This window comes from Atlantibacter sp. MEI4A-1023 (assembly GCF_056155425.1).
This window is the reverse complement of sequence record NZ_CM149568.1, coordinates 3,588,048-3,612,244: the sequence shown is the minus strand read 5'-3', so window position 1 is coordinate 3,612,244 and position 24,197 is coordinate 3,588,048. Positions and strand designations below refer to the sequence as shown.

The window sequence follows — 24,197 nt, the reverse complement described above, 5'->3', positions numbered from 1 at the left end:
GATATGCCTGAACGTGTAGTAGTGCTTAACGATGCCACATCCCACGGTGGCAGGGTGGTTTCAGTTTCTTCCACCTTTGAGATCGAAGGTAAAAATGCGGCTTTGCTGAATGACACCGTATCCTGCCCGGAGCACGGCACTAACCCGATAGTGGAGTGCGATATGGGCTATGAGGAAAACGGTAAGGGAATTGTCGTGCATGGCTGTAAAAGCGCCTGTGGTTCGGTGGTTTATGCCAGCTTACCGGATGTGGAGATAGACTGATGAGTTGGTCATTACCGGAGGTTTCCGCGAAGCCGGATGCTCAGCCCTGGTCGCCTTGGGTATGCCTGTCGCTTACTTTCGCCGGTGTATTTATCGCACTGGTTCGGATAGTGCTGCATTCTCCCTCTGGCGGTTTACCAACGCTTGCCAGCGGCTACTGGCTCCCCCTGACCGGATATACCCTGGCAGGGATAATGATCGCCATAACTTTTTATTTGTTATGGTGGGAAATTCAGACGTTCCGCGTCCGTAACTGGAATAACTGGCGGCGGAATATGCATCTGGCGTGGCGGCATCAGGCATATCAGCATCGCTGTATAGCCTGCCATGCTTTACTGATGGCTGACGAACAACTTATTTCCCGGCTGGCAGGCGTTGCGTCAGAAAATGATGATGAACTTTCTTCTCGGGTATTACCTCATGAGGCGCCACTGATACCCGGTATACTGCGTTTTGAGCAGCTTTGTAGGCAACTATTCGGGCAGATTAAACCTGCTTTATTGCAATACAACCTATCCGGCTCGTTAACTGTATTTTTACAGACATCAGCACCAGAAAAAGAACAAGAGCTAACGAGTTTCGCCCGGTTGTGGAAGGCAGAAGCATTGCCCCGAATGCTCGATCTCCGGGTTATTGAAGCATTTCCTGCCAGCGACTGGAATCACACTCTCAATACGGTAAATGGGCCGCTGCTGGTGCTGGCATTACATTACCGCCAGCCGGAGGAAGACTTGCCTGAAGTCGCCTGTACGTTGCTGCTGTTGCCAGAAGCCATGCTGAAAACGTCAGAACGGCGTGATGCCGTGCGGGTATTTCGTGCCATGCCGCTGAATACCGGGGCGTTGCCCCGTGAGCTGGCTGAATTACGCGATATGGCGCAGCAGCCTGCCGGGATAAAACATCTGGTCTGGCACAGTGGGTTATCTGCGTCATCTGCACAGGCGCTGGGGCGAGTGGTGAATGAACTGCCGTTGCCCCTGCATGCTGATATCGCAGCCGGCGGCATCGTCGATTTTGCGAAAATCAGTGCAGACTACGGGTCTCTGGCCGGATGGCTGATGGCAGCTGCGGCAACAGAGATGGTCAATTACGGTCCGGGGAGCCACTGGCTGCTACAGGCGGATGACAAACAGGCCAGTGCAATGGTCGTCGGCAACAGCTTGCCGGTTATCCGTGATGAAGATATTAAGCTCTCTCCACTGCCTTATCCGGCAGGGTCACTCAGCCTTGCGGTATTGATTAATGTAGCGGTTTTTGGTGCCGTAGCCCGTTTATCTCCGGACTGGATGTTTTCATGGTGCGGCGTGCTCAGTGTGCTGCTGTCGCTGGCAACCTCACTACCCGGAGCCGTTTTCCTTCTGCGCCGCGCGCTCACTTATCTGCAACGCCCCCGCTTTATTCAGGCTGCCGGACTCGCCCGAAAGGAATAATCCCACATGAAAAGGTTTTTATACATACTGGGGGCAGGTCTCTGTGTCCTTGTTGTTTTGTCGACGCTGTTGTTTATTCTGGCTCAGACATCTCTTCTTACTGAAGGTGCTGATAATCGTTCATCCTGGATTTCGTTATTGGGTGTGGTTTTTCTGACCAGTGTGCTGAGTGTGCTGATATTTTTCCTTATTCCTTCCGAGAAAAACGACACGCCGGTGACGCCCCAGGGCAGTCATCAGACAGGTAAGATGGCGGATACACAGGAACGAAATGCCTCCATTTCTTCGCTAAAAAAATATCTCTCCCGCCGTTACGGCCTCTTCTGGCGCAGTACAGTCCGTCTGCTACTGGTTTGCGGAGAGGACAAACATATTGCCGCCATCGTCCCCGGTCTTGCAGAGAAACAGTGGCTGGAGGGCAACCACACGGTACTGATTTACGGCGGCAGCCTGTCATCTGCGGTGGACACCGAACGCCTGAGCGCCCTGCGTAAGCTGCGCCGCAGTCGTCCTCTGGACGGCATCGTGCTGGCGCTTGATGAGATACAGGCGACAGCCGGCGCGCTGGATAACTCTCTTCGCACCCTGGAGCAGGTCGGGGAGGCGCTGCACTGGCAGCCGCCGGTGTATCTGTGGCAGGTATGCGACACCCTGTGGTCGCAGGATACCCGCATCACCCAGACCGTGGGCGCGCTGTTTCCGGCACGGGCCACGCCGGAGGTGGTCGAACGCCAGCTTCGCGCCATTCTGCCGTCGCTGCGTGAACAGGGGATGCAGCAGATGTGCGCTGACCCGGCCCATGATTATCTGCTGCGTTTCGGGCGCTTCCTTGAGAAACAGGGCATTGCCCGCTGGAGCACGCTTCTGACACCGTGGCTGACGGAGCGCCTGAAACGTGTTCCGCTGCGCGGCCTGATGTTCAGCCCGTCGCTGACGGCGGACAGGAAAACGGATGGTGACCTTCATTCCCATCGCTGGCCCGCCCCGGCAATCTGGCAGGGGGTGACGGCAGACTGTATGCGCACGCGCGGCGTGCGGGTGGGGATGGCGTGGCAGCGTACCCTCGGCGTCACCCTGCTGACGCTGATTGCCCTGTGGGGCACCGGCAGCCTGCTCTCCTTTATGGTCAACCGCCAGCATATGGTGAGTGCCGCGGAGCGGGCGCAGCAACTGGTGAACCAGCATGCCGTCAGTGATGAACAACTGATGGCGTTACAGTTACTGCGTAACGATATCGGACGTTTACAGATTCAGGGTGAACGCGGTGCGCCCTGGTACCAGCGTTTCGGTCTCGACCATAATGCGCAGCTTGCTGCCGCACTGATGCCCTGGTACACGCAGGCGAATAACCGCCTGATACGTGATGCGGCAGTGCAGGTACTGACGCAAAAGCTTAGCGTGCTGGCAAATTTGCCGCCGCGTAGTCCGCAACGGACAACGCTTGCAAAAGCGGGTTACGACCAGTTGAAGGCGTACCTGATGATGGTGCGGCCGGACAAAGCTGACCCGACGTTTTACGCTCAGGTGATGAAAACAACCGGGCCCTCCCGATCAGGGATGTCCACGGCACTGTGGCAGAGTATTGCGCCGGATTTATGGGGTTTTTACATGCATAACCTGCCGTCGCAGCCAGCCTGGAAAATCACACCGGAAACCGCGCTGGTGTCCCAGGTGCGTCAGGTGCTGCTCGAACAAATCGGCCAGCGCAACGCTGAAAGCACCCTGTACGAAAACATGCTCACTCAGGTGCGCCGAAACTATGCTGACATGACCCTTGAGGAGATGACGCCACAGACCGACGCCAGCCGTCTGTTCAGCACGCAGGAGTCGGTGCCGGGCATGTTCACCCGCCAGGCATGGGAGGGCAGTATTCAGGACGCGATGGATAAAGCCGTGGCCTCGCGGCGCGATGAAATCGACTGGGTGCTGAGCGATAACCGGAAAACTGTGTCAACGGATGTTTCACCGGAGGCGCTTAAGCAGCGGCTGACGGAGCGCTACTTTACCGATTTCGCCGGGGCATGGCTGGGCTTTCTCAACAGTATCCGGCTTAATCCGGTGAACAATATCGCTGACGTCACCGACCAGCTGACTCTGGCAGGGGACGTGCGTCAGTCGCCGCTGATTGCCCTGATGAATACGCTGGCATACCAGGGGCAGACCGGGCAGCAGAAAGAGGCGATAGCCGACTCGCTGGTAAAATCCGCGAAAAATCTGCTGGGCAGGGACGATAAACCGGTGATTGATCAGCTGGCCACCGGGCCGGTCAGCCCGCTGGACGGCACCTTCGGCCCCCTGCTGGCCCTGATGGGTAAAAACAGCGCGCAGAACGTGATGGCGGCGGACAGTTCGCTCAGTTTACAGACGTATCTGACCCGTATCACCCGCGTGCGCCTGCGTCTCCAGCAGGTGGCGGGCGCTCCCGACCCACAGGCGATGATGCAACAGCTGGCGCAGACGGTGTTCCAGGGCAAAAGCGTGGACCTGACCGACACCCGGGAATACGGCAGCCTGGTGGCGGCGAGTCTTGGTGAAGAGTGGAGCGGATTCGGACAGACAATGTTTGTTCAGCCGCTGACGCAGGCCTGGGAGACAGTGCTGGAGCCTTCTGCGGCCAGCCTCAACGAGGACTGGCAGCGCTCGGTTGTCGCTAACTGGCATTCGGCCTTTGACGGGCGTTATCCCTTTGCAGCAGGTAAAAATGATGCCTCATTACCCATGCTGGCGGCGTTCATTCGTCGCGACAGCGGGCGTATCGACCGCTTCCTGACCAGCCAGCTTGGTGGCGTACTCCACCGCGAGGGCAGCACCTGGGTGGCGGACAGTACTCACAGTCAGGGGCTGGCATTCACTCCGGCGTTTCTGAAGGCGGTTAATCAGTTGAGTGAGTTGTCCGATATTTTGTTTACTGACGGCAGTCAGGGCATCAGCTTTGAAATGCAGGGAGTGGCGATGCCGGAGATTGTCGAGACGCAACTGACTCTCGACGGACAGACGCTGCATTATTTCAACCAGCTTGCCGACTGGCAGAGCTTCCGCTGGCCGGGCGTGATTAATAAACCCGGCGCGATGCTGACCTGGACCTCAACGGCGGCAGGCACCCGGTTATTTGCAAACGACAGCGGCCCCTGGGGAACCCTGCGGATGCTGGAGCAGATGAAGCGCCAGAAGGTGGGCGACGGACTGTACCGGCTGACCGTGACCGCACCGGACAACCGTCAGCTCCAGTGGCTGCTGCGCACGGAGCTGGGCAGTGGTCCGCTGGCCCTGCTGGCGCTACGCAACTTCAGCCTGCCGGAGCAGATATTCAGTGTGGGTGCTTCTGCAACGACGCAGGTGCTGACCAGTACGGATAATTCAGCCACGGATGGAATGGAATAATGACGCCATTACAAAGCATGCTCCACGACTGTGGAGCAGATGAAAATACCGTACTAATCCAGGCTCCAGGCCCACTCGCGCAGCGCTGAGTGGGAAAGCTGCCTTTCACCTGTTAATTAACCGTACACAGGGAGTGAACACATGAGCAGTCATCCCCCGACAAGATTCAGTCATACCCATCATCTGCTGGCGGTAAAGGGCTGCGCCTGCGATACCGACGTGCTGGCGTTTGAGGGTGATGAAGCCCTGAGCAGGCCCTTCCGCTACCGGGTGGAATTCACCAGTCCGGAGCATGCCATCAGCAGGGAGAGGATGCTGATGAAGGCGGCGTCCCTGACGCTGCAGGCCCCGGTGGACCAGGGCGCCGGGATTAGGGCGCAGCAGCCGGTGCGGGTGATACAGGGTGTGGTCACGGGGTTTGAGCGGCTGGCCACCTCGAGGGATGAAACGCATTACGCCGTGACGCTGCAGCCGCGCCTGGCGCTGCTGGACCGCGCGCACCAGAACGCGGTTTACCAGGACATGTCGGTGCCGCAGATTGTGGAAAAAATCCTGCGTGAACGCCACGCCCTGCGCGGCCAGGACTTCCTGTTCTCGCTGGGTAACGACTACCCGCGCCGCGAGCAGGTGATGCAGTACGGCGAGGACGACCTGCACTTTATTACCCGCCTGCTGGGTGAGGTGGGTATCTGGTTCCGCTTTACCACCGACACGCGCCTGAACATCGACGTGGTGGAATTTTACGACGGTCAGCAGGGGTATGAAAAAGGTCTGGCGCTGCCGTCGGTGCCGCCGTCCGGGCAGCACGCGCAGGGCGCGGACGCGGTGTGGGGAATGGAGAGCCACCATCACGTGGTGCAGAAGCAGGTCAGCACCCGGGACTACAACTACCGCCAGGCCACCGGGGACATGAACGCGCAGGCCGACGTGACCCGCGGGGATGCGACCACCTACGGGGAAGCCTACCATTATGCCGACAACTACCTGACGCCGGGCAGCGCGTATGACCGCCACCCGGCGCCGGAGTCCGGGGCGTTTTATGCCCGCATTCGCCATGAGCGTTACCTGAACGGCCGGACGCAGACCGCCGCCGTGACCAGCTGCCCGGTGCTCTCTCCCGGCCAGGTGCTGAAAGTCACCGGCGGGTATGAAGTGGCGGAGGCGTTTGCCCGGGGTGTGCTTATCACGGCGATGCGCAGCTCTGCCCGCCGCGACCGGGATTTTGAGGTGCGTTTCAGCGGTATCCCGGACAGCGCGGATACCGGCTTCCGCCCGGAGCCGGGTAAGCGTCCGGTGATGGCCGGCACGCTGCCGGCGCGGGTGACCAGCACCACGGAAAACGACGCCTACGGGCATATCGACAAAGACGGGCGCTACCGCGTCAGGATGCTGTTTGACCGGGATGCCTGGGAAACCGGCTTTGAGAGCCTGTGGGTGCGCCAGTCGCGCCCGTACGCCGGGGACACGTACGGCCTGCACCTGCCGCTGCTGGCGGGCACCGAGGTGGGGATTGGCTTTGAGGACGGCAACCCGGACCGGCCGTATATAGCGGGCGTGCTGCACGACTCGGCGCACGGCGACCACGTCACCATCCGCAACTATAAACGCAACGTGCTGCGGACGCCTGCGAACAACAAAATCCGCCTGGACGACAGCCGTGGCCGGGAGCACATCAAGGTCAGCACGGAGTACGGGGGCAAGAGCCAGCTGAACCTGGGGCACCTGGTGGACGGTGAAAGGCAGCCGCGCGGGGAGGGGGCAGAACTACGCACGGATGACTGGGTCTCTGTCCGTGGTGGCAAGGGTATCCTCCTGACGGCACAAGCACAGCCCAATGCTGTCGGTCAACAACTGAGTATGGATGAGATTAAGCAGCAACTCTCTGATGCGCTTGCTCTGGCGGAGTCATTATCCGGTGTTATGCAGGCGGCCCAGCTTGAGCCGCTGGACAACAGTACGCAGCAGAATTTTCTTCAGCAGAATATAGATTCTCTGCAAACACCAGCAATTGTCGCTGGTGCGCCGGGCGGTATCGCGTTGTCCACGCCGCAGCATATTCAGCTCAGCGCTAATGGCAGTCAGATACTGACGGCAGCCGGAAACACAGAAGTTTCTTCATTACAACGGATGGTACTGGCGGCAAAGCGTGGCCTGGTGGCTTTCGCACATGAGCTGGGGATGAAACTGGTGGCCGCAGCCGGAAAAGTGACCCTTCAGGCGCAGACCGATGCGATGGAAATAACGGCGATGAAGGGGATCTCCATCACCAGCACACAGGATGAAATCATCATCTCCGCCCAGAAGAAAATCACCCTTCAGTGTGGCGGCTCTTACGTGACGATCTCGCCGGACAAAATTGAGAACGGCTGTAGCGGGGATTTCAAGGTGAAGAGCGCAAACTTTGATTATGCCGGACCGGCCACGCTCAGCGCCACAATGCCAGGGTTTACGGCCTGTGAAAATACGGCTGCGGATGCCTCGGAGCAGGGGGCGGCAACAGTGCCGCTGAGTTGAGGAGGAGACATGATTACCCGTTATTACCGGCCAGAGCCGTTGTCGCTGTCTGCACACCAGTATCTGGTGATTGATCGCCTGAGCGCCGGAGCATTACCCGATACGCTGCCGCTGACGGAACTGGTCACACCGTTAACTGCCCCGCAGGCACACCTTTACCCCTGGTTGTTGTCACTGAATACCCTGTCGGTGGCTGACTGGAGATGGCTGGAGGAGCAGTTTCGATTGTCGGCAAAAAACAGCGGACGCCCGCCGGGTTGTCTGCTGTTAACCAGTCATCAGTCTGAGTCTGTGATGAAAAGCCATCTGATAAATATGTTATTTATCAGTGATGAACAGCGAAAGCGGCATATGCTGCGCTGGTTTGACCCACGGGTACTGTTTCACCTGTGCTGGATGATGGATGCCCGTAGCCTGGCAGATATGTTGCACATTCGTGACATTCCGGACTGGACATACTGGCTGAACGGACGATGGCAAACACTTTCGTTTGAGAAAGATAACGCACCGGAGAGGGAATTGCCTGAACCGCATCGCCTTTTTAATCAGTTGCAGCATGTCGGACTGATAAACGATGTACTTGCCACTATGCCGGATGAGGTGGATTTATTGCAGCGTGAGCGACTGAGTCAGCAGGTTCTCCACCTGGCGGAGACGGGAAAAAACTGGCTCAGCCATCCACGAGATTTGCAGGCGTTTGTTCTGCACGGCATAAAAAATGGTCCGCGTTTTTATGAATCGGAAATGATTCAGTCTCTGGTGAAAAAAGATGGCAAAACGCCCGGCGTTTATTACCAGGTGACCCGTAGCTGGAATGATGAGCAATGGCTGGCAGTAAGCCACAGTGTCACCAGAAAAGAGCATAAAGGATATTTCACATGAGTCAGAAACAGGGTTGTAATTTTTGTACCCGTCAGGGGCTGGCGTTGTTGCCGGTACGTCCGGGTATTAAAGGACTGGATGACCGCGCACCGGATTTCCCCGCGACATTCACACCACCGCCGGTGACGGCGCAGGGTGAAACAGCTTATACCACCCGGTTACTCCGTGAAGGATTTCTGTATATCTGGAATGAAATGGCCGGAAGCTGGATAAATTACTATGTGACGCAGGAAGGTTTTTATTATCCATTGCCGGAAAGCGGAAATGTGCCGCCGACAGTGGTGAATGGCAAAACAAAGCCCTGCATTACGGAACCCGCAGAACTGGCGCGCGCTTCGCTGATAACGCTGCTGGTGATGCCGCCGCCTTACCAGAATGGCATGTTCTGGTTTGCGTGGAGCGAGGTGGAATGGACGGATGCGGTGCGTAAACAGCACGAAGATGCGGGATACCAGGCCCGGTATATGCAGCGTTTTGATCTGAATGGCTGGCTGAATAGTGGTAAAGAGGAGAATGTGGTCCCCATTTCGGCACTGACGGAAACTGTTGCGGAATACAGTCAAGGTGCGGACGGCAGTGATATTCGTCTGTGGTCGCCGGTGTACTGGAAAAAGGCAAAAGCGCTGGATGGCACGAATCTGTTTCTGGCAGCGGATGCGCTGTCGCCAGAGAAGGGAGGGATGATTATGTTGCCAGACCCGGTGGCGGTGGCGCAGGAATTGAGTGCGCTGTCGAATTACCGGCTGGAGACAAATTTCAGCAACAACCCTGATTACAAACGGGGGCTGGCGTTATCTTCGGCCCTGTCGGGCCTGAAGGATGCGATGTGCACCCAGTTTGCCCGCGATTTGCTCGCGCAGGACGAGCGGATGGAAAGCCGGACCCGGTATGGCTGGGAGACGACAGGGGGCATAATAATCCCGGCACAACCGGAACGGGCGGATGATCTGCATGAACTGAATAACAGCGTGATGGAAACTCAGGTCGGTGAACGCTGGGCCGCATATGAAAAATATATCGACCGGGAGCAGGAAAAGGCATTCCTGAAAAAATACGATGATGCGCTGCTTGCGTATGATTCCCGCATCATCGTCCCAATGACAGAAATGTATCTGAACTGGATGAAAAGTGGCGAATTGCTGGACTATCTCGATCACAACTTTGATCCGGAAGATGTGGCAAGTGGAGGTCTGTTCGTTCAGGCAGTGACGGATTGTATTGCCGGGATGACCGACAAGAAAGGGGCATCAGATTACTTCTGTGAGCAAATGAGCCTGCCGTCGGTAACGGCCCGTAATATCCTGCTACGGGCCACGGTAATGAATAATACCTCGTGGATGCAACAGATAAACAGTTCGGTTTCAGGTGGTCGTTACGATGATTTGCCTTGGGATAAGCTGGCGGACGGCTTTAAGGATATTACCAAAGGGCTGAACGCTGGCATAAATCTGGCTATGGAAACGTATCTCAGTTCTGTGAGCAGCGTACTGCTGGCGGTTGCACGTAAGTCGGTGGAGGGGGCGCTGATGCCCGCACTGGTTGCACTGGCGTCATGCAGCGGTCATGCTTTAAAAACCGTACAACTGACGGGAAAGAGGAAACATTTTGTCAGTGCGGTGCTGGAACAACTCGCTGAGTTAACGGATGTGGACGACAGGGTCTCAAAGGATCGCCTGCGGCACTATATCGATATAGAAATGCGGCGGATGAAGATTTCCGGAGCGGAAATGAACGGTAAGCAGGAGAGTCGGTTCATTGTCATGATTGATATTGATGAAGCGAAACAACTGAAATCTTTGCCAGCCGTAGGAAGGGAGAAAGCGCTGGCGAAAACGATCCATTCAGCAGAAGAAATTAATGAATCGGTGTTTCCGAAATACTGGCGAAACAAGATGTCTGTCGTAAAAGGGATATCAACAAACCGACTGGCGGGCGATGCGGCCACTGCCGTACCATTAGCAGGCGGTGTGCTTTCTGTGGTGCTGCAATGGAATTCGGTCGTTGGCGGCGGTTTGCCAAAAAACTTTGAGAGTGGCAGTAAATTTACGGCCAATATTGTTTCAGCAGTAGGCGCTTCTGCGGAGGCGGTGGACACGGTCTGGCGGGAGTTCAGGACGATACGGCTTCGTGGGGTGGTGAGGCTGAGATACGGGGCGAGTATGGAGCGGTTTATAACCCAAACTTTAAAGGTGTTTAAATGGGTTGGTGCCGCCGCTGGAGTTGTGGCTGTATTGTGGGATACAGTGAACGGCATTGATGAAATGTTTTTTAAAGAAAATTATAGTGTAGGAGTTGCATATTTAGCATCTGCCGTCGGTGGTGGGTTCCTTTGGGTATCAGCCATGGGGTGGCTGGCATTAGGCCCTCTTGGAATAATTATTTGCCTGGTGCTGGTCTTTGGTTCGGCAATATATCTTGCTTCAAAAGAGAAGGATGAAATTCAGAAATGGCTGGCAGCGACCCTGTGGAGGAAAACTCCGCCTGAAGACAAGGATATACCTGCAATAATGCCGACGAGTAAAATTGAAATGGATGCATTTAATAAACTGATGCAGCAAGAAGGTGCTTCGGCATGATGAACTATACCGGATTATATACGCCTTATAAGCTGAACCGACCTTTAACAGAAAAGGAGCGGGATAGTCAGTTCCGTCAGGGGAAATGGCGAAGAGTGAAGTTTGTTATAGACGAACACTCCGTCGTCAGAATAAATTCAACATATATGGAAACAGTGTGTAAATATTATTCTGGTGTTGGAATTGCAACATCAATGCTTTTCCCCGTTTTTTTTGTTCTGTCTTGTGGGGTTGCAATTGGCATTTGGTCACTTATTAATTCCATTGATAATGGTGATCTAAATTCAATAATGATTAAATCAATTACGACAGTAGTTATAGCATTTTTTGCTGTTGCTGTAGTGAAGCTTCTAAAAAAAGAGTGGTTCAGAAAGACATATTATCCGATCCGTTTTAATCGCAGAAACCAGATGGTCTATGTTTATCAGGTGAATGGGCAGATACTTACTGTTCCCTGGAGTCAGGTGTTTTTTACCTCTGCAATGTCGAGGGGGGTGATGTCGGAATGGGGTATTGATGGACATATCTTGGCTGATGATGGCGAGACGGTGATTAACACCTTCAGTTTGGCGATTTCTGCGATGGGTGGCAAAAAACTGCTCAATGAATACTGGGAGTTTATTCGCTGCTATATGGAGGAAGATTGCATGGAGGAACTGGCGGGTATTGTGACTCTCTGTCCCCCCGTGGAGAACAGAAAAGAGGGATATATTTTTGGTCTGCAATATCTGCTGAAAATAGATTCCCGTCTGGAGTGGATATTCCTGCCGATAATGTTTCCTCTTGGTCTATTAGCCAGCATAGCTCGTTATGTCGCCATGCAATCCAGCAAAATTCCGCAGTGGTCGCAGGAGGTGCTGGACGCATGTCAGCCCGATCCGGACGATCCGGTAAATGTTAGTGCGGCAAACAACCCGGAACACCTGTGGCGCTACGTGCTGGCCAATGAAAAACGGGAAGAGTATGAAATACGCCATGCCCGACAAACGGCGGCAAATGAACGGATAAAGACAAAGCTGGCAGCGCGCTATGAGGGAAAAAATGGATAATGATATAATTGGACTATGGGAAAAAATAGAACTGTCTTCTGTCAATGATAAAGAAAAGGCAATTAATGATTTCCTTACGGAATTTACACTTATGGAATTCTGGATTGAATGTGAAGAGCATGATGGAACGTTAGGTTTTGTGCTTACGGAAGCAACTGAAGATGATCTGAAATCGTTGCTATTTGTATATCCAGCGGATAGAGCAGAAGAACCACCGGAGATGTTAGCTAATGCAATAAATGAAGGAGGTAAAAAATTTCATAAATTCGATGGCGCTTCATTGTTGGGGGTTTTACATGGTATTGGATGTTCTTTAATGATTGTATCCTCAGAGCAAAAATTTCTTTGTGTCAAAAAAGATATTATAGATAAATTTTATATTGCTCTGACAGGTGATGTGAACTCTGGTAATAATAATGGTGGTATGTCACAAAAGTGGTTTTTGGTTTGTATTGCTGTAATCGTATTGCTGTGTTTCCTGGGAGGTAAATTTTATCTGGACAGTTACCCCCAGATACCAACAACTAACTTATCTAAATTATCGTGGCGAATAGCAAAAATTGACGTCACGAAGGGTGATTTCTCGGTAGAACTACCATTTAATTATGAAGCTGATAGCTGGAAGAAAGATCTTGCTTATGAACTTCAAACAGGGAAGGTCTTTAGAGTTTATAAAAGCAACGATGCTGTATTTCGTAATCATATCATTAATATTGGTTTTATCCCCTCCGGAATATCACTGTCTGAATCAATGACTGATTTGGATGTTGAAACCAGTTTGATGCTGTCTGCAATGCAAGAAAAATTGGGAGAAATAAAAATAAGCAGCAGAGAACATGTTGATATTAACAATAAAGATATGGTTATGGTTAAGGGAAATATGAAAATAAACGGAGATGATGCGAGGCTTACTTCTGTTATTGCGTTAACGGATTCGGGGGTTATGTGGATACAAGTGATCTCTGCAAGAGGAGATTCTGAAGAACATGACTTTTTTGCAAATAAAATAATCAACAGTGTTGAGATCATGAAATGAAAGGCATCATCCGCAAAAACGACAAACTTTCCAGCGGGGGTTATGTCACTGTGGGTTCTGAGACCATGAAATTCGATGGTATCGGTGTGGCGCATAAGGACGACCCGGTGAGTTGCCCACTGGAGGGACACAGTCCTTCTTTTATTGCAGAAGGCCATCCGACCTTCAGGGATAATGGCAGGCAGGTTGCCTTTCACGGCTATAAATGTACCTGCGGCTGTACGCTTATCTCCTCCCTCGGCAATGCCACGACGAGTAAATAATGCCAGTCGATCTTACCTGCATACCTGCGCGGGCTGAAAACCGCACGGCGCCCTCGGCCAGGCGCTGGCTGGTGTTTTTGCTGGCGCTGCTGGCTGGAAACGGTCTAACAACCGCCTGGCTGTGGCCTGCCGGAGTTTCCACCCATATTCCGCTGTTCTGGATCTGTTTTCCAGGAGGGGCGATCGTTACCTGGCTGGCTCTTGTCATTGTCCGAAGCGCGATTTTCCTGACCCCGGTATTCGGTAATGACGGCTGGAACGATACGCGTGAAAGGGATCTTGCTCAGGAGATCCGGCGCGGGCAACGTAGCCTGGTTATGCTGGCTCAGGCCGCGCAGCTACCGCATGTGGTTGCCTCCGGAACATTATCCGGGCAGTTGCTGATACCTGATGGGATCTCCTTACCTCCGGTCGCCGATGCCACCGGGCAGAATGTGATTCATCAGGCACGGTTTGGCGACGCTTCGCTGGCGTGGATGGACAGGTTGAAAGTCCGGCTTCAGGCGCTGTTGTCAGACAACCGGGTGCAGTCTGCTCTTCGCGGTTTGCCCCCGCAAAGCTCCCTTGCGATCGCATTATTGACGGGCCCGGAAGATTCGGTGACCCCGGAACAACAGCAGATGTTAGAACAGATTATCAGAGAGATAACAGGATTATCGTTTCGTCTTTCATTTATTGAAGGAACCGGGCCGGACATTCTGGATCGCTGGCTGGACGAACCAGGGCTGATGCAGACTCTGCTGGTACTGGCTGTGAATCTGGTGGAAGAGGATGCTGACGGAACGGGGGAGGCCGCCGTTGCGCTGTTACTGCAACGGGACGACGGCCTGATGGAGGAAGCCGTGGTATCCATTCACCGTCCGGAACTGACCCATTCTGAGCTGGGCATAACATATGCGTTGCAGCAGGCGCTGTTGTGGGGAATGACTACACCAGATGCGGTTCGCCAGATATGGCTGACGGGTACAGGAACTGAAAATAAAGCCGATGGACTGTTTTCTGATGCAGGTATTCGTTTTCCGGGAGCGGGGCAACCCTGCGATATTGATTTGCGTACCGGGCAGACCGGATATGCATCTCCCTGGCTGGCGATGGCCGTGGCAGCCGAAAATCTTATCGCCACATCATCTCCACAGTTGCTTATGAGTGTTGGCGGAGAAAATTGTTCTCCGAGGTTCATGGTGATCCGTTCCCCGGCTGAGCCTGCCTAATTTCATCTCTTTTTACTGTCTCTCATCGCTGTAACAGGACCGCTCCTGCTGTCCGTCAGTTTCCTTACAGGAGTAAACCGTAGTGAAGCGCTTTCGCTCATTATTTAACATATTCAAAAATTCCGGCATTCAGTTGTGGCTGCTTTGTGTTGCTATTCTGGGGCTGGGCGGCGGCACCTGCCTGTTGCTGATATTACATCCTGAGTGGGTGAATATTCGGCGGGATTCTGTTGTGTGGTGGGTCTCTTTGATTGCCGGGGCTTTCGTTACCCTGATTTTATTTTCCGGCATCCTGATCCTGATGTTTACCAGCCGGAGCGTGGGGGGGCACGGGTATCTGAAAGCGAAGGCGCTGGCTGCGGGTAAGGGGAATGCCACAACGGCGGAGAAAAAGAAAACAGCTGCCAGCACAGATGACGATAGTTTTCGCAAAATGGTGGCCCATCTTCGCCGCCGTTACAACCGCTTCTGGCGCAGTAAAGTTCGCCTGCTGCTGGTCGTCGGTGAACCTGCACACATCGCCGCCATCGCCCCCGGTCTTGCAGAGAAACAGTGGCTGGAGGGCAACCACACGGTACTGATTTACGGCGGCAGCCTGTCATCTGCGGTGGACACCGAACGCCTGAGCGCCCTGCGTAAGCTGCGCCGCAGTCGTCCTCTGGACGGCATCGTGCTGGCGCTTGATGAGATACAGGCGACAGCCGGCGCGCTGGATAACTCTCTTCGCACCCTGGAGCAGGTCGGGGAGGCGCTGCACTGGCAGCCGCCGGTGTATCTGTGGCAGGTATGCGACACCCTGTGGTCGCAGGATACCCGCATCACCCAGACCGTGGGCGCGCTGTTTCCGGCACGGGCCACGCCGGAGGTGGTCGAACGCCAGCTTCGCGCCATTCTGCCGTCGCTGCGTGAACAGGGGATGCAGCAGATGTGCGCTGACCCGGCCCATGATTATCTGCTGCGTTTCGGGCGCTTCCTTGAGAAACAGGGCATTGCCCGCTGGAGCACGCTTCTGACACCGTGGCTGACGGAGCGCCTGAAACGTGTTCCGCTGCGCGGCCTGATGTTCAGCCCGTCGCTGACGGCGGACAGGAAAACGGATGGTGACCTTCATTCCCATCGTTGGCCCGCCCCGGCAATCTGGCAGGGGGTAAGGGCAGACTGTATGCGTGCGCGCGGCGTGCGTGTCGGTATGGCGTGGGAACAGACGTTTGCCTGGACGTTGATGGCCATTATCGGTCTCTGGGGGGCGGGGATGCTGCTGTCGTTTGCGGTAAACCGCCTGCAGATAGTTTCTGTTGCTGAACAGGCTCGTGCCCTGGTTGAACACCCCTCCGTTTCTGATTACCAGCTCACGGCCTTACATGCGCTGCGTAACGATGCCGGTCGCCTGCAACATCATGTTCAGGACGGAGCCCCGTGGTATCAGCGTTTCGGCCTTGATCATAACCCACAACTCCTGAGCGCCATGCTTCCGTGGTATGGCGTGGCGAACAACCGCCTGCTCCGCGACCCGGCCAGTGCCGCGCTGAGCCAGACGCTCACCGCGCTGGCGAGCTCAGCGCCGAACAGCGACCAGCGTGCGCAACTGGCAAAACCCGGCTACGACCAACTGAAAGCCTGGCTGATGATGGCGCGCCCGGACAAAGCGGATGGGGAGTTCTATGCCCAAACCATGAAGGCGGTCCAGCCGACCCGGACGGGTATTTCCACCGGCCTGTGGCAGAGCCTGTCGCCGGACCTGTGGGCATTTTACATGGACGAACTGCCGCAACAGCCGCAGTGGAAAATTACCCCCGATGCATCCCTGGTCAGCCAGAGCCGTCAGGTGCTGTTGCAGCAAATAGGACGGCGCAACGCGGAAAGTACGCTGTATGAGAACATGCTTAAATCCGTACGTCGTAACTTTGCGGATGTGTCTCTGGAAGACATGACCAGCGGTACAGATGCCCGCCGCCTGTTTACCACCGAGGAAGTGGTGCCGGGCATGTTCACCCGCCAGGCATGGGAAGGGGGAGTTCAGCAGGCCATCGAGAAAGCCGCCAGTTCCCGCCGGGATGAAATCGACTGGGTGCTGAGCGACAGCCGAAAAGCCGTATCCCCGGACCTGTCGCCGGAAGCACTGAAAGCGCGCCTGACGCAACGTTATTTCACCGACTTTGCGGGCAGTTGGTTGAGCTTCCTTAATAGTCTGCGACTTAACCCGGCGAATAACATTGCCGATGTGACCGACCAGCTGACGCTGATGAGCGACGTGCGTCAGTCGCCACTGATTGCCCTGATGAATACCCTCGCCTGGCAGGGGCAGACCGGCCAGCAAAGCGAAGGCCTTTCGGACTCCATCATCAAATCGGCGAAAGACCTGGTGGGGGGAAAAGACAAACCCGTGATTGACCAGTCTGCATCAGGCCCGCAGGGGCCGCTGGATGACACCTTTGGTCCACTGCTTCAGCTTCTGGGCAAAAACAAAGGCAACAACGTTATGTCGGCTGATAACTCACTGAGCCTGCAGACGTATCTGACCCGTATCACCCGCGTGCGCCTGCGCCTGCAACAGGTTGCCAGCGCCTCTGACCCGCAGGAGATGATGCAGACCCTGGCGCAGACCGTATTCCAGGGCAAAAGCGTGGATCTGACCGACACCCAGCAGTACGGCAGTCTGATTTCGGCGAGCCTTGGTGAAGAGTGGAGCGGCTTTGGCAGCACGATGTTTGTGCAGCCACTGACCCAGGCGTGGGAAACGGTGCTTCAACCGTCGGCGGCGAGTCTTAATGACAAATGGAGTCGCTCCGTAGTGGCGAACTGGCAAACGGCATTTGACGGACGCTTCCCGTTTGCCGTCAGCAAAAGTGATGCCTCCCTGCCGATGCTGGCTGAATTTGTACGCAAGGACAGCGGACGTATAGAGCGCTTCCTGTCGACGGAGCTCAGCGGTGTGCTGCACAAGGAGGGCAGCCAGTGGGTGCCGGATAAGGTCAACAGCCAGGGGCTGAGCTTTAACCCGGCCTTCCTGCAGGCCATTAATCAACTGAGCCAGTTGTCGGATATTTTGTTTACCGACGGCAGCCAGGGCATCAGCTTCGAACTTCAGGGGCGTCCTGTACCGCAGGTGGTGGAAACCCAACTCACCATCGATGGACAAAAACTGCATTACTTTAACCAAATGGCCGACTGGCAGAGCTTCCGCTGGCCTGGAGACAACTACAAACCAGGCACCATGTTGACCTGGACCACGGTTAACGCCGGGGCGCGTCTGTTTGGTGATTACAGTGGGACTTGGGGCTTTATTCGCTGGCTGGATCAGGGCAAGCGCCAGCAGCTTGACCACAGTCAGTGGATGATGAGTTTTACAACCCCGGATGGCAGCACGCTGCAGTGGGTGCTGCGCTCACAACTTGGCAAGGGACCTCTGGCATTGCTGGCCCTGCGCGGCTTCACGCTGCCGGACCGGATTTTTAGCGTCGACAGCGCGGCCACGGCTCAGGCGCTGATGGTCAACACGGAAAACAGTGACATGGACGGAATAGAATAATGAGCAATCTGCAGAATCTGGTTGCCGCCTGTCAGGCGGACGACGCGCTGCTGCGACAGCAGGCGCAGGGACGAACCGAAAACTGGCGTCGCTGGTATGCACCGATAAGCGACGCCAGCCCGACCGGCGAAGATCCCGGTTACGACGATGATTTTCAGCGTATCCGTGAAGAGGTCAACAAACTCTCCGGCACTGATACCGCTCTGATTTGCCAACTGGCGGAAAAATTACTGACGACTACTGCTCAGGATATTCGGGTTGCCACCTATTACTGCTGGGCCCGCCTGCATCAGGACGGCGAGACTGGTTTTGCCGAAGGGCTGGAACTGCTGGCGGGAATGTTGCAATGCTTCGGCACACTGCTGCATCCGCAACGCGATCGCAGCCGAAAAGCCGCACTGGAATGGCTAACAGGCTCCCGTGTACTCGACAGCCTGTCACTCTGGCCGGAAGTCGTACAGGAAGAGGCACAGCGCACCACCGGGGCGCTGTTGCTCATTCAGCGCTGCCTTGAGGCAGAACCGGAAGCGTCCCGGCCGGAGCTGAATGCTCTGTACAGCGCACTTGAATCCCGCCTGATAAAGGCGGGTGGCGTGGATGCCGTGGTGCCTCAGAACGCCAGTAATATCACTCAGAACATGCATACGTCTGACGCAACGGGCAGTGCTGCGCCAGCACTGACTCGCATCACGTCGGGTCAGGATTTGCTGGCTCAGGCCCGGATCCTGACGGAGTATCTGCGTGAGCAGCCAGATGGCTGGCTGGCATCACACCGGCTGATGAAGAGTCTGCGTCATGACACCCTGAGAGCCATTCCAGCCCCCGATGCGGAGGGAAAAACACGTATTGAACCTCCACGGGCGGATCAGCGGGCCATGCTCAAACGTCTGTACCTGCAAAAGAGCTGGTCGGAAATTCTGGAGCAGGCGGACAGTGCCTTTTCTCGTGGTGCGAATCATCTTTGGCTCGATTTACAGTGGTATATCCATCAGGCTCTGGTGAAGTCAGGGCAGGATATCCTTGCGGAGATTATCGTTGCGGACCTGAAAGGTTTGCTTCGTCGCCTCATCGGGCTGGAAACGCTGGCCTTTAACGACGGGACGCCGTTTGCCGATGAAGTCACGCTGGACTGGATAAACCAAAGTGTGCTGGACGATATGTCCGGTTGGCGCAATGAACCGGTCAGCGTCGTCAGCGCAGTCGAGAGCGAGCTTCTGGCTCTTGAACCGGAAGCGCTGGAGAAAGCTGACACTGACGGTCTGGATGCCACACTCCTCTGGCTGCAGACACGACCTGGCACGGACTCAACAAAAGATAAATGGCTGCTGCGCCTGCTGATGGCCCGTGTGGCGGAACAGAAAGGCAAGAATGAGCTTGCCCTGCATTTGTTGGACGAGCTCGACAGCACGGCACAATCCATCACCCTCACGCAGTGGACACCCGCGCTGTTGTTTGAAGTCAAATCACGGCGCCTCAGACTGCTGCGCATGAAAGCCACTCGTGGCGAGACGGATAAAGCCCGTTTGCAGCCAGAGATGGACAGGCTGCTTGGGGCACTGATCGCACTCGATCCTGCCAGTGCTGCAGTGCTAACAGGGTGAATGGCCAGAAATACGCGGGCACGTTACACAGTAAAAGTGGCTGTCCGTGTGCGGCAACGTTAATTCCTTCCCATCAGGAACGCACCTACGAAGTTTAAAACCTTCACTCTTGACCAGCACGCTTAACCGGATGGTCACACAATACTCAGGTTATCTATGGACGACTTAACCCTGCGTTATTACGACGCTGAAATGCGCTACCTGCTGGAAGCCGGCGAAGAATTCGCCCGAGCTCACCCGGAGCAGGCGGCAATGCTTAACCTCGACAAAGCGGGCGCGCGCGATCCGTACGTGGAGCGCCTGTTTGAAGGCTTTGCCTTCCTGATGGGCCGCCTGCGCGAGAAGCTTGATGATGATTTACCCGAACTGACCGAAGGGCTGGTCAGCCTGTTATGGCCGCATTACCTGCGCACCATTCCGTCGATGTCCGTGGTGGAGTTCACTCCCGACTGGCGTGGAATGAAAGAGCCGATGCGCATTGGCAAAGGCTTTGAAATTAATTCCCGGCCCATTGGCGAAAAAGGCACGCGCTGCCGGTACACAACCACCAAAGACATCACACTTCAGCCGCTGTCGCTGGAGCACGCCAGCCTGGCGACCGATCCTGATGGTCGGTCAGTTATCACGCTGCGCTTCAACTGCAGCCAGCTGGCGGACTGGAGCCGTGTCGATCTCAGTTATATTCCGTTCTATTTCAATGCTGATGCGCCGCTAGCTTGTGCCATGCACGAAGCCTTCACCATGAATGTGGCCAGGATGTGGTTGCGCCTTCCCGGTGATGTGGACAGAAGGCCGCTTGGCGGTCATTTCACCGCAGTTGGGTTTGGTGATGACGATGACCTGTGGCCGAAGGATAACAGTAGTTTCAGCGGTTACCAGCTGTTGCTGGAGTACTTCACCTTCCGTGAGAAATTTATGTTTACCGGCTTGCGTGGGCTGGAAACCGTGGCTTTCCCGGCTGAACTCCGCTGGTTTGAAATCGACGTGGTGCTGGCTGAACGCTGGGAGCATGACTTCAGCTTTACCGGGAAGCATCTGCGCTTGAATTGCGTGCCGGTGATTAACCTGTTCACGCTGGAATCCGACCCGCTGACGTTAAACTCCCTACAGACAGAGTACATGCTGCGTCCGATGCGTGTGCAGGACGGCCATACCGAGATTTACGCCGTGGACTCGGTCATATCATCCAGCCAGCATACCTACGTACCGTTCTCCAGTTTCCGCCATAAAGGCGGGATGATGCGCCATGACGCCCCGGAATATTACTACCACACCCGCGTGCGCCGCGGCCCGTCCGGGCTGCATAACACCTGGCTGATTCTTGGCGGCGAAGCCTTTGATAATCACACCGTGCCGGAAGATGAAAGCCTGTCGTTGACGCTCACCGGTACCAATGGTCAGTTGCCGCGGCGGGCGCTACAGAGCACGGTGCTCGATACGGTGATGAAAACCACTTCGGTCAGCATTGCGGTGCGCAATCTCTGCGCCCCGACGTTGCCCTGCTATCCACCGGCGCAGGACCGTTTTCACTGGCGCGTGCTGAGCCACCTCGGCAGCGGTTTTCTTTCGATGATGGATAACGCTGACGTGCTACGCGGCACCCTGGCACTGTATGAGTGGACAGACAGCGAGATGAACCGCCGTCGTCTGGAAGCCATCATCGAGGTGAAGCACAGTGAAACTGAGCGCTTCGAACAGGGCTATCTGGTGCGCGGTGTGCAAATTGAAGTGACACTGAACAGCCACGGCTTTGCCGGTCGCGGCGATATCTGCCTGTTCGGTGAGATGCTGAGCCGCTTCTTTGCCCTCTACACCGATATTTACCTGTTTAATCGCTTGATTATCATCCTGCAACCCACCGGAGAACGCCTGGAATGGGAAGAGAAGCACAACCGCCGCATTCCCGGCTAACCCCTCGGCTGGAAGCCGACCTTCACCGGATTAACTTTTACCGTTTCTGCCAACTGTTGGAGAAGCGTAACCCGGGCAGACCGCTGATGGGCTCAACCAGCCATCCCGCCGATGACCCGGTGCGCTTTGCCCCGCATCCCGGGATGGGGTTTCCGGCCAGTGAACTGAAAGCCGTCGAGTATGACGAGGACGATGACAGCAAGCCGCCGGTTATCCGCACCACGTTTATGGGGATGTACGGGGTCGATTCACCGTTGCCGACGGCCTATCTCGACGACATCACCCAGCAGCGGGAAGGGCATGAGGCGTTACAGGGGTTTCTGGATATCTTCAGCCATCGCATCCTGACGCAGTTTTACCGCATCTGGCGTAAACACTCTTACCCGGCCACGTTTGAGCCTGGCGGTACTGACAGCATTTCACAGTCACTGCTGGGGCTGGTGGGGCTGGGCATTCCGGGCACCGCAGAGCATATCGCCACCCCGGTTTCGCGCTTTTTGTCACTGCTTGGCGTACTGCAACAACCTGGAAAAACGCAGGAGGGAATGCAGTCACTGGTGAGCCTGCTGGCACCGCATACCACGGTGAAGGTCAGTCCATACTGCCTGCGGCCGGTTGAGCTCAGTCATCCACTGGGGTTTTACGGCGATGAAGATTTTCTGATGGATGGCAACACGCCGCTCGGTGAAGAAGCCATGGATGCCAGTAGCCAGTTGCAGGTGTCGCTGGCGACAGATAATGAGCAGGAGGCGCAGGGCTGGAAGCCTGATGGCCTGCTGTATCAGGATTTTCTGGTCATGCTGCGGGTCTATCTGGGCTGGCGATTCAAAGCCAGAATCATGCTCACAGTCAGTACCCGTCTTCTGATTGCCCCGCCTCTCGGTGATGGCCCTTTCTGGCTTGGCATGAATGGCGTGCTGGGCGCAGACAGCGCAGAACTATCAGAGGATATTCCTCAAACCTTTACGACGGAACTGGGCTATTACACAGGACTTCAGCCCGCAACACCACAACAAGGAAACCGACGTGTTACGTACAAATTTGACTAAATCCACACGCTGGCTGCTGCCAGTGCTGGCTTTGAGCCTGACGGGCTGCGGTGTGACGCAGGGCGTCGCAGATGGCACGAAATCAGTCTATACCTCTCTGTTTTACAAGAAGATTAAGAACCTGCATCTGGATTTCACGGCGCGTGAAGCGCTCAATACCGATGCACGGGAAAGCAACTCCCTGTCCGAACCTGTCGTGGTACGGGTCTACCAGCTAAAAGACCGTAAGGCCTTTGATAAAACGGTCTATCAGCAGTTGCTCCAGGACGGCGAAACTGTGCTGAAAGACGAACTGCTGGCCAGCCGTGATGTGGTGGTGAAACCGGGGGGTGATGCAAGCCTCGATATGCCGATGGAAGAGGACGCACAGTTTGTGGCCGTGGTAGGCCTGTTCCGTCATCCGGATATGGTGAACAACACCTGGAAGCGGGTTATCAAACGCGACGATTTGGATCCGGATAAGCCGCGCATTCTGGAAGCCGGGAATAATCAACTCACGTTACAGCCGCTAAAGGATGACTGATGCCAGAGGGACACAACACGCCATCGCTGTATGAAATGCTGAGCGGTAACTTCTCTGGCGGCCTCGCCCTCAGTCAGGTCAGTGAGCAGAACCAGGTGATTTTATCCGTACTCGATAACATGCAGCGTGTGCTTAACTGCCGCGCCGGTACGCTGGCGCACCTGCCGGACTACGGCTTGCCGGATATGACCAAAATCCTGCAGGGAATGCCGGGTACAGCCCATCAACTCATGGGCACTCTGTCGGCCGTCTTGCTCAAATACGAACCGCGGCTGAAGAAAATTAACGTGGTACTGCTCGAGCAGGACATGCCGGGCGAGCTGCGCTATGCGATTGATGCCGAACTCAGGGGGATTGGCCTGGTGCGCTACGGCACCGAATTTATGCCCGAAGGCCGTGTGCTGATACGCCACCTCAGACAGCAGCAATATCTTGATGCCCGGGCCTGCCTCTAACCTCACACCAGACCGAGAAAGCATGACGGCTAAAGCACGTTTTTTGAAGAAGCTACTGGACCAGCTACCCCGCAGCGCCACCTTTAACACCCGGGCAGAGGCCGATATCGCGGCGTTCCGCCAGCGGATAAGCCAGTTGCAGGAGACCATGGAGATATGGCTCGCCGGGACAGAGATCCGCACCGAAACCACAAACACCTCCCTGGTTGAATTACTGGTAAGCAGTAGCGCGTTTTCAGTCCCGGGCATCACGCTGCACTACCCGCAACGGAGTATCCGGTTTACGCCCATTTTTCTTTACGGGCAGGGTGTGACCGGGTGTATCGAAGCCAGTCTGTGTACAGCGGGTGGTATCCGGCCTTTGTACCGCCTGTTTATGCGCAGCGGAACAGAGAATGACTGGACATGGCGCCCGGCCGGAACGCTCAGCGGGAAACCTGCCCGGTTTGATGAAGACGCGTTCTTTACCCTGATTGCCTCCCTGCTTCCCGGGTAGCCACTGCATCTGAACCCGATTCTCCTT

At 55.6% G+C, this 24,197-nt stretch carries 17 protein-coding genes; all 17 read left to right on the top strand.

What is annotated here, in order from left to right; genetic code table 11:
• Positions 1–3 precede the first annotated feature (3 nt).
• Entirely contained in the window at positions 4–264 is a 261-nt protein-coding gene (locus ACVV26_RS17155; RefSeq protein ID WP_474798432.1) for a PAAR domain-containing protein, read from the top strand.
• Positions 264–1,694 carry a hypothetical protein gene (locus ACVV26_RS17150; protein WP_474798431.1) on the top strand — a complete coding sequence of 477 codons (1,431 nt, stop codon included), beginning with the start codon at positions 264–266 and terminating at the stop codon, positions 1,692–1,694. The genes ACVV26_RS17155 and ACVV26_RS17150 overlap by 1 nt, the downstream gene beginning before the upstream one ends.
• 6 nt (positions 1,695–1,700) lie before the next feature.
• Complete coding sequence (locus ACVV26_RS17145) at positions 1,701–5,075, top strand: ImcF-related family protein (protein WP_474798430.1); 3,375 nt, start codon at positions 1,701–1,703, stop codon at positions 5,073–5,075.
• A gap of 141 nt (positions 5,076–5,216) precedes the next feature.
• Positions 5,217–7,589 (top strand): type VI secretion system Vgr family protein, encoded by a 2,373-nt coding sequence (locus tag ACVV26_RS17140; protein ID WP_474798428.1) that lies wholly within the window; start codon positions 5,217–5,219, stop codon positions 7,587–7,589.
• Between the two features lie 9 nt (positions 7,590–7,598).
• Positions 7,599–8,471: a DUF4123 domain-containing protein gene (locus tag ACVV26_RS17135; RefSeq protein ID WP_474798426.1), complete on the top strand. Its 873-nt coding sequence runs from the start codon at positions 7,599–7,601 to the stop codon at positions 8,469–8,471.
• The gene (locus tag ACVV26_RS17130; protein WP_474798425.1) at positions 8,468–11,047 is read left to right on the top strand and encodes a T6SS effector BTH_I2691 family protein; all 2,580 of its coding nucleotides are present in this window, start codon (positions 8,468–8,470) and stop codon (positions 11,045–11,047) included. The genes ACVV26_RS17135 and ACVV26_RS17130 overlap by 4 nt, the downstream gene beginning before the upstream one ends.
• Positions 11,044–12,096, top strand: coding sequence for a DUF6708 domain-containing protein (locus ACVV26_RS17125; RefSeq protein ID WP_474798424.1), 1,053 nt, complete (start codon positions 11,044–11,046; stop codon positions 12,094–12,096). The genes ACVV26_RS17130 and ACVV26_RS17125 overlap by 4 nt, the downstream gene beginning before the upstream one ends.
• Positions 12,089–13,132 (top strand): hypothetical protein, encoded by a 1,044-nt coding sequence (locus ACVV26_RS17120; protein ID WP_474798423.1) that lies wholly within the window; start codon positions 12,089–12,091, stop codon positions 13,130–13,132. The genes ACVV26_RS17125 and ACVV26_RS17120 overlap by 8 nt, the downstream gene beginning before the upstream one ends.
• Positions 13,129–13,395 carry a PAAR domain-containing protein gene (locus ACVV26_RS17115; protein ID WP_134897314.1) on the top strand — a complete coding sequence of 89 codons (267 nt, stop codon included), beginning with the start codon at positions 13,129–13,131 and terminating at the stop codon, positions 13,393–13,395. The genes ACVV26_RS17120 and ACVV26_RS17115 overlap by 4 nt, the downstream gene beginning before the upstream one ends.
• A complete protein-coding gene (locus ACVV26_RS17110; protein WP_474798422.1) occupies positions 13,395–14,606 on the top strand; it encodes a hypothetical protein in 1,212 nt (403 codons plus the stop codon). The genes ACVV26_RS17115 and ACVV26_RS17110 overlap by 1 nt, the downstream gene beginning before the upstream one ends.
• 82 nt (positions 14,607–14,688) lie before the next feature.
• Entirely contained in the window at positions 14,689–18,135 is a 3,447-nt protein-coding gene (locus tag ACVV26_RS17105; protein ID WP_474798421.1) for an ImcF-related family protein, read from the top strand.
• Positions 18,135–19,736, top strand: coding sequence for a type VI secretion system protein TssA (tssA, locus tag ACVV26_RS17100; RefSeq protein WP_474798420.1), 1,602 nt, complete (start codon positions 18,135–18,137; stop codon positions 19,734–19,736). The genes ACVV26_RS17105 and tssA overlap by 1 nt, the downstream gene beginning before the upstream one ends.
• Positions 19,737–19,892: 156 nt before the next feature.
• Entirely contained in the window at positions 19,893–21,647 is a 1,755-nt protein-coding gene (gene tssF, locus ACVV26_RS17095) for a type VI secretion system baseplate subunit TssF (protein ID WP_474798419.1), read from the top strand.
• Complete coding sequence (gene tssG, locus ACVV26_RS17090) at positions 21,611–22,696, top strand: type VI secretion system baseplate subunit TssG (RefSeq protein WP_474798418.1); 1,086 nt, start codon at positions 21,611–21,613, stop codon at positions 22,694–22,696. The genes tssF and tssG overlap by 37 nt, the downstream gene beginning before the upstream one ends.
• Positions 22,674–23,219 (top strand): type VI secretion system lipoprotein TssJ, encoded by a 546-nt coding sequence (gene tssJ / locus ACVV26_RS17085; protein WP_474798416.1) that lies wholly within the window; start codon positions 22,674–22,676, stop codon positions 23,217–23,219. The genes tssG and tssJ overlap by 23 nt, the downstream gene beginning before the upstream one ends.
• Positions 23,219–23,674, top strand: coding sequence for a type VI secretion system baseplate subunit TssE (gene tssE / locus ACVV26_RS17080; protein WP_474798415.1), 456 nt, complete (start codon positions 23,219–23,221; stop codon positions 23,672–23,674). The genes tssJ and tssE overlap by 1 nt, the downstream gene beginning before the upstream one ends.
• A gap of 22 nt (positions 23,675–23,696) precedes the next feature.
• Positions 23,697–24,170 carry a hypothetical protein gene (locus ACVV26_RS17075; protein ID WP_474798414.1) on the top strand — a complete coding sequence of 158 codons (474 nt, stop codon included), beginning with the start codon at positions 23,697–23,699 and terminating at the stop codon, positions 24,168–24,170.
• Positions 24,171–24,197: the final 27 nt, after the last annotated feature.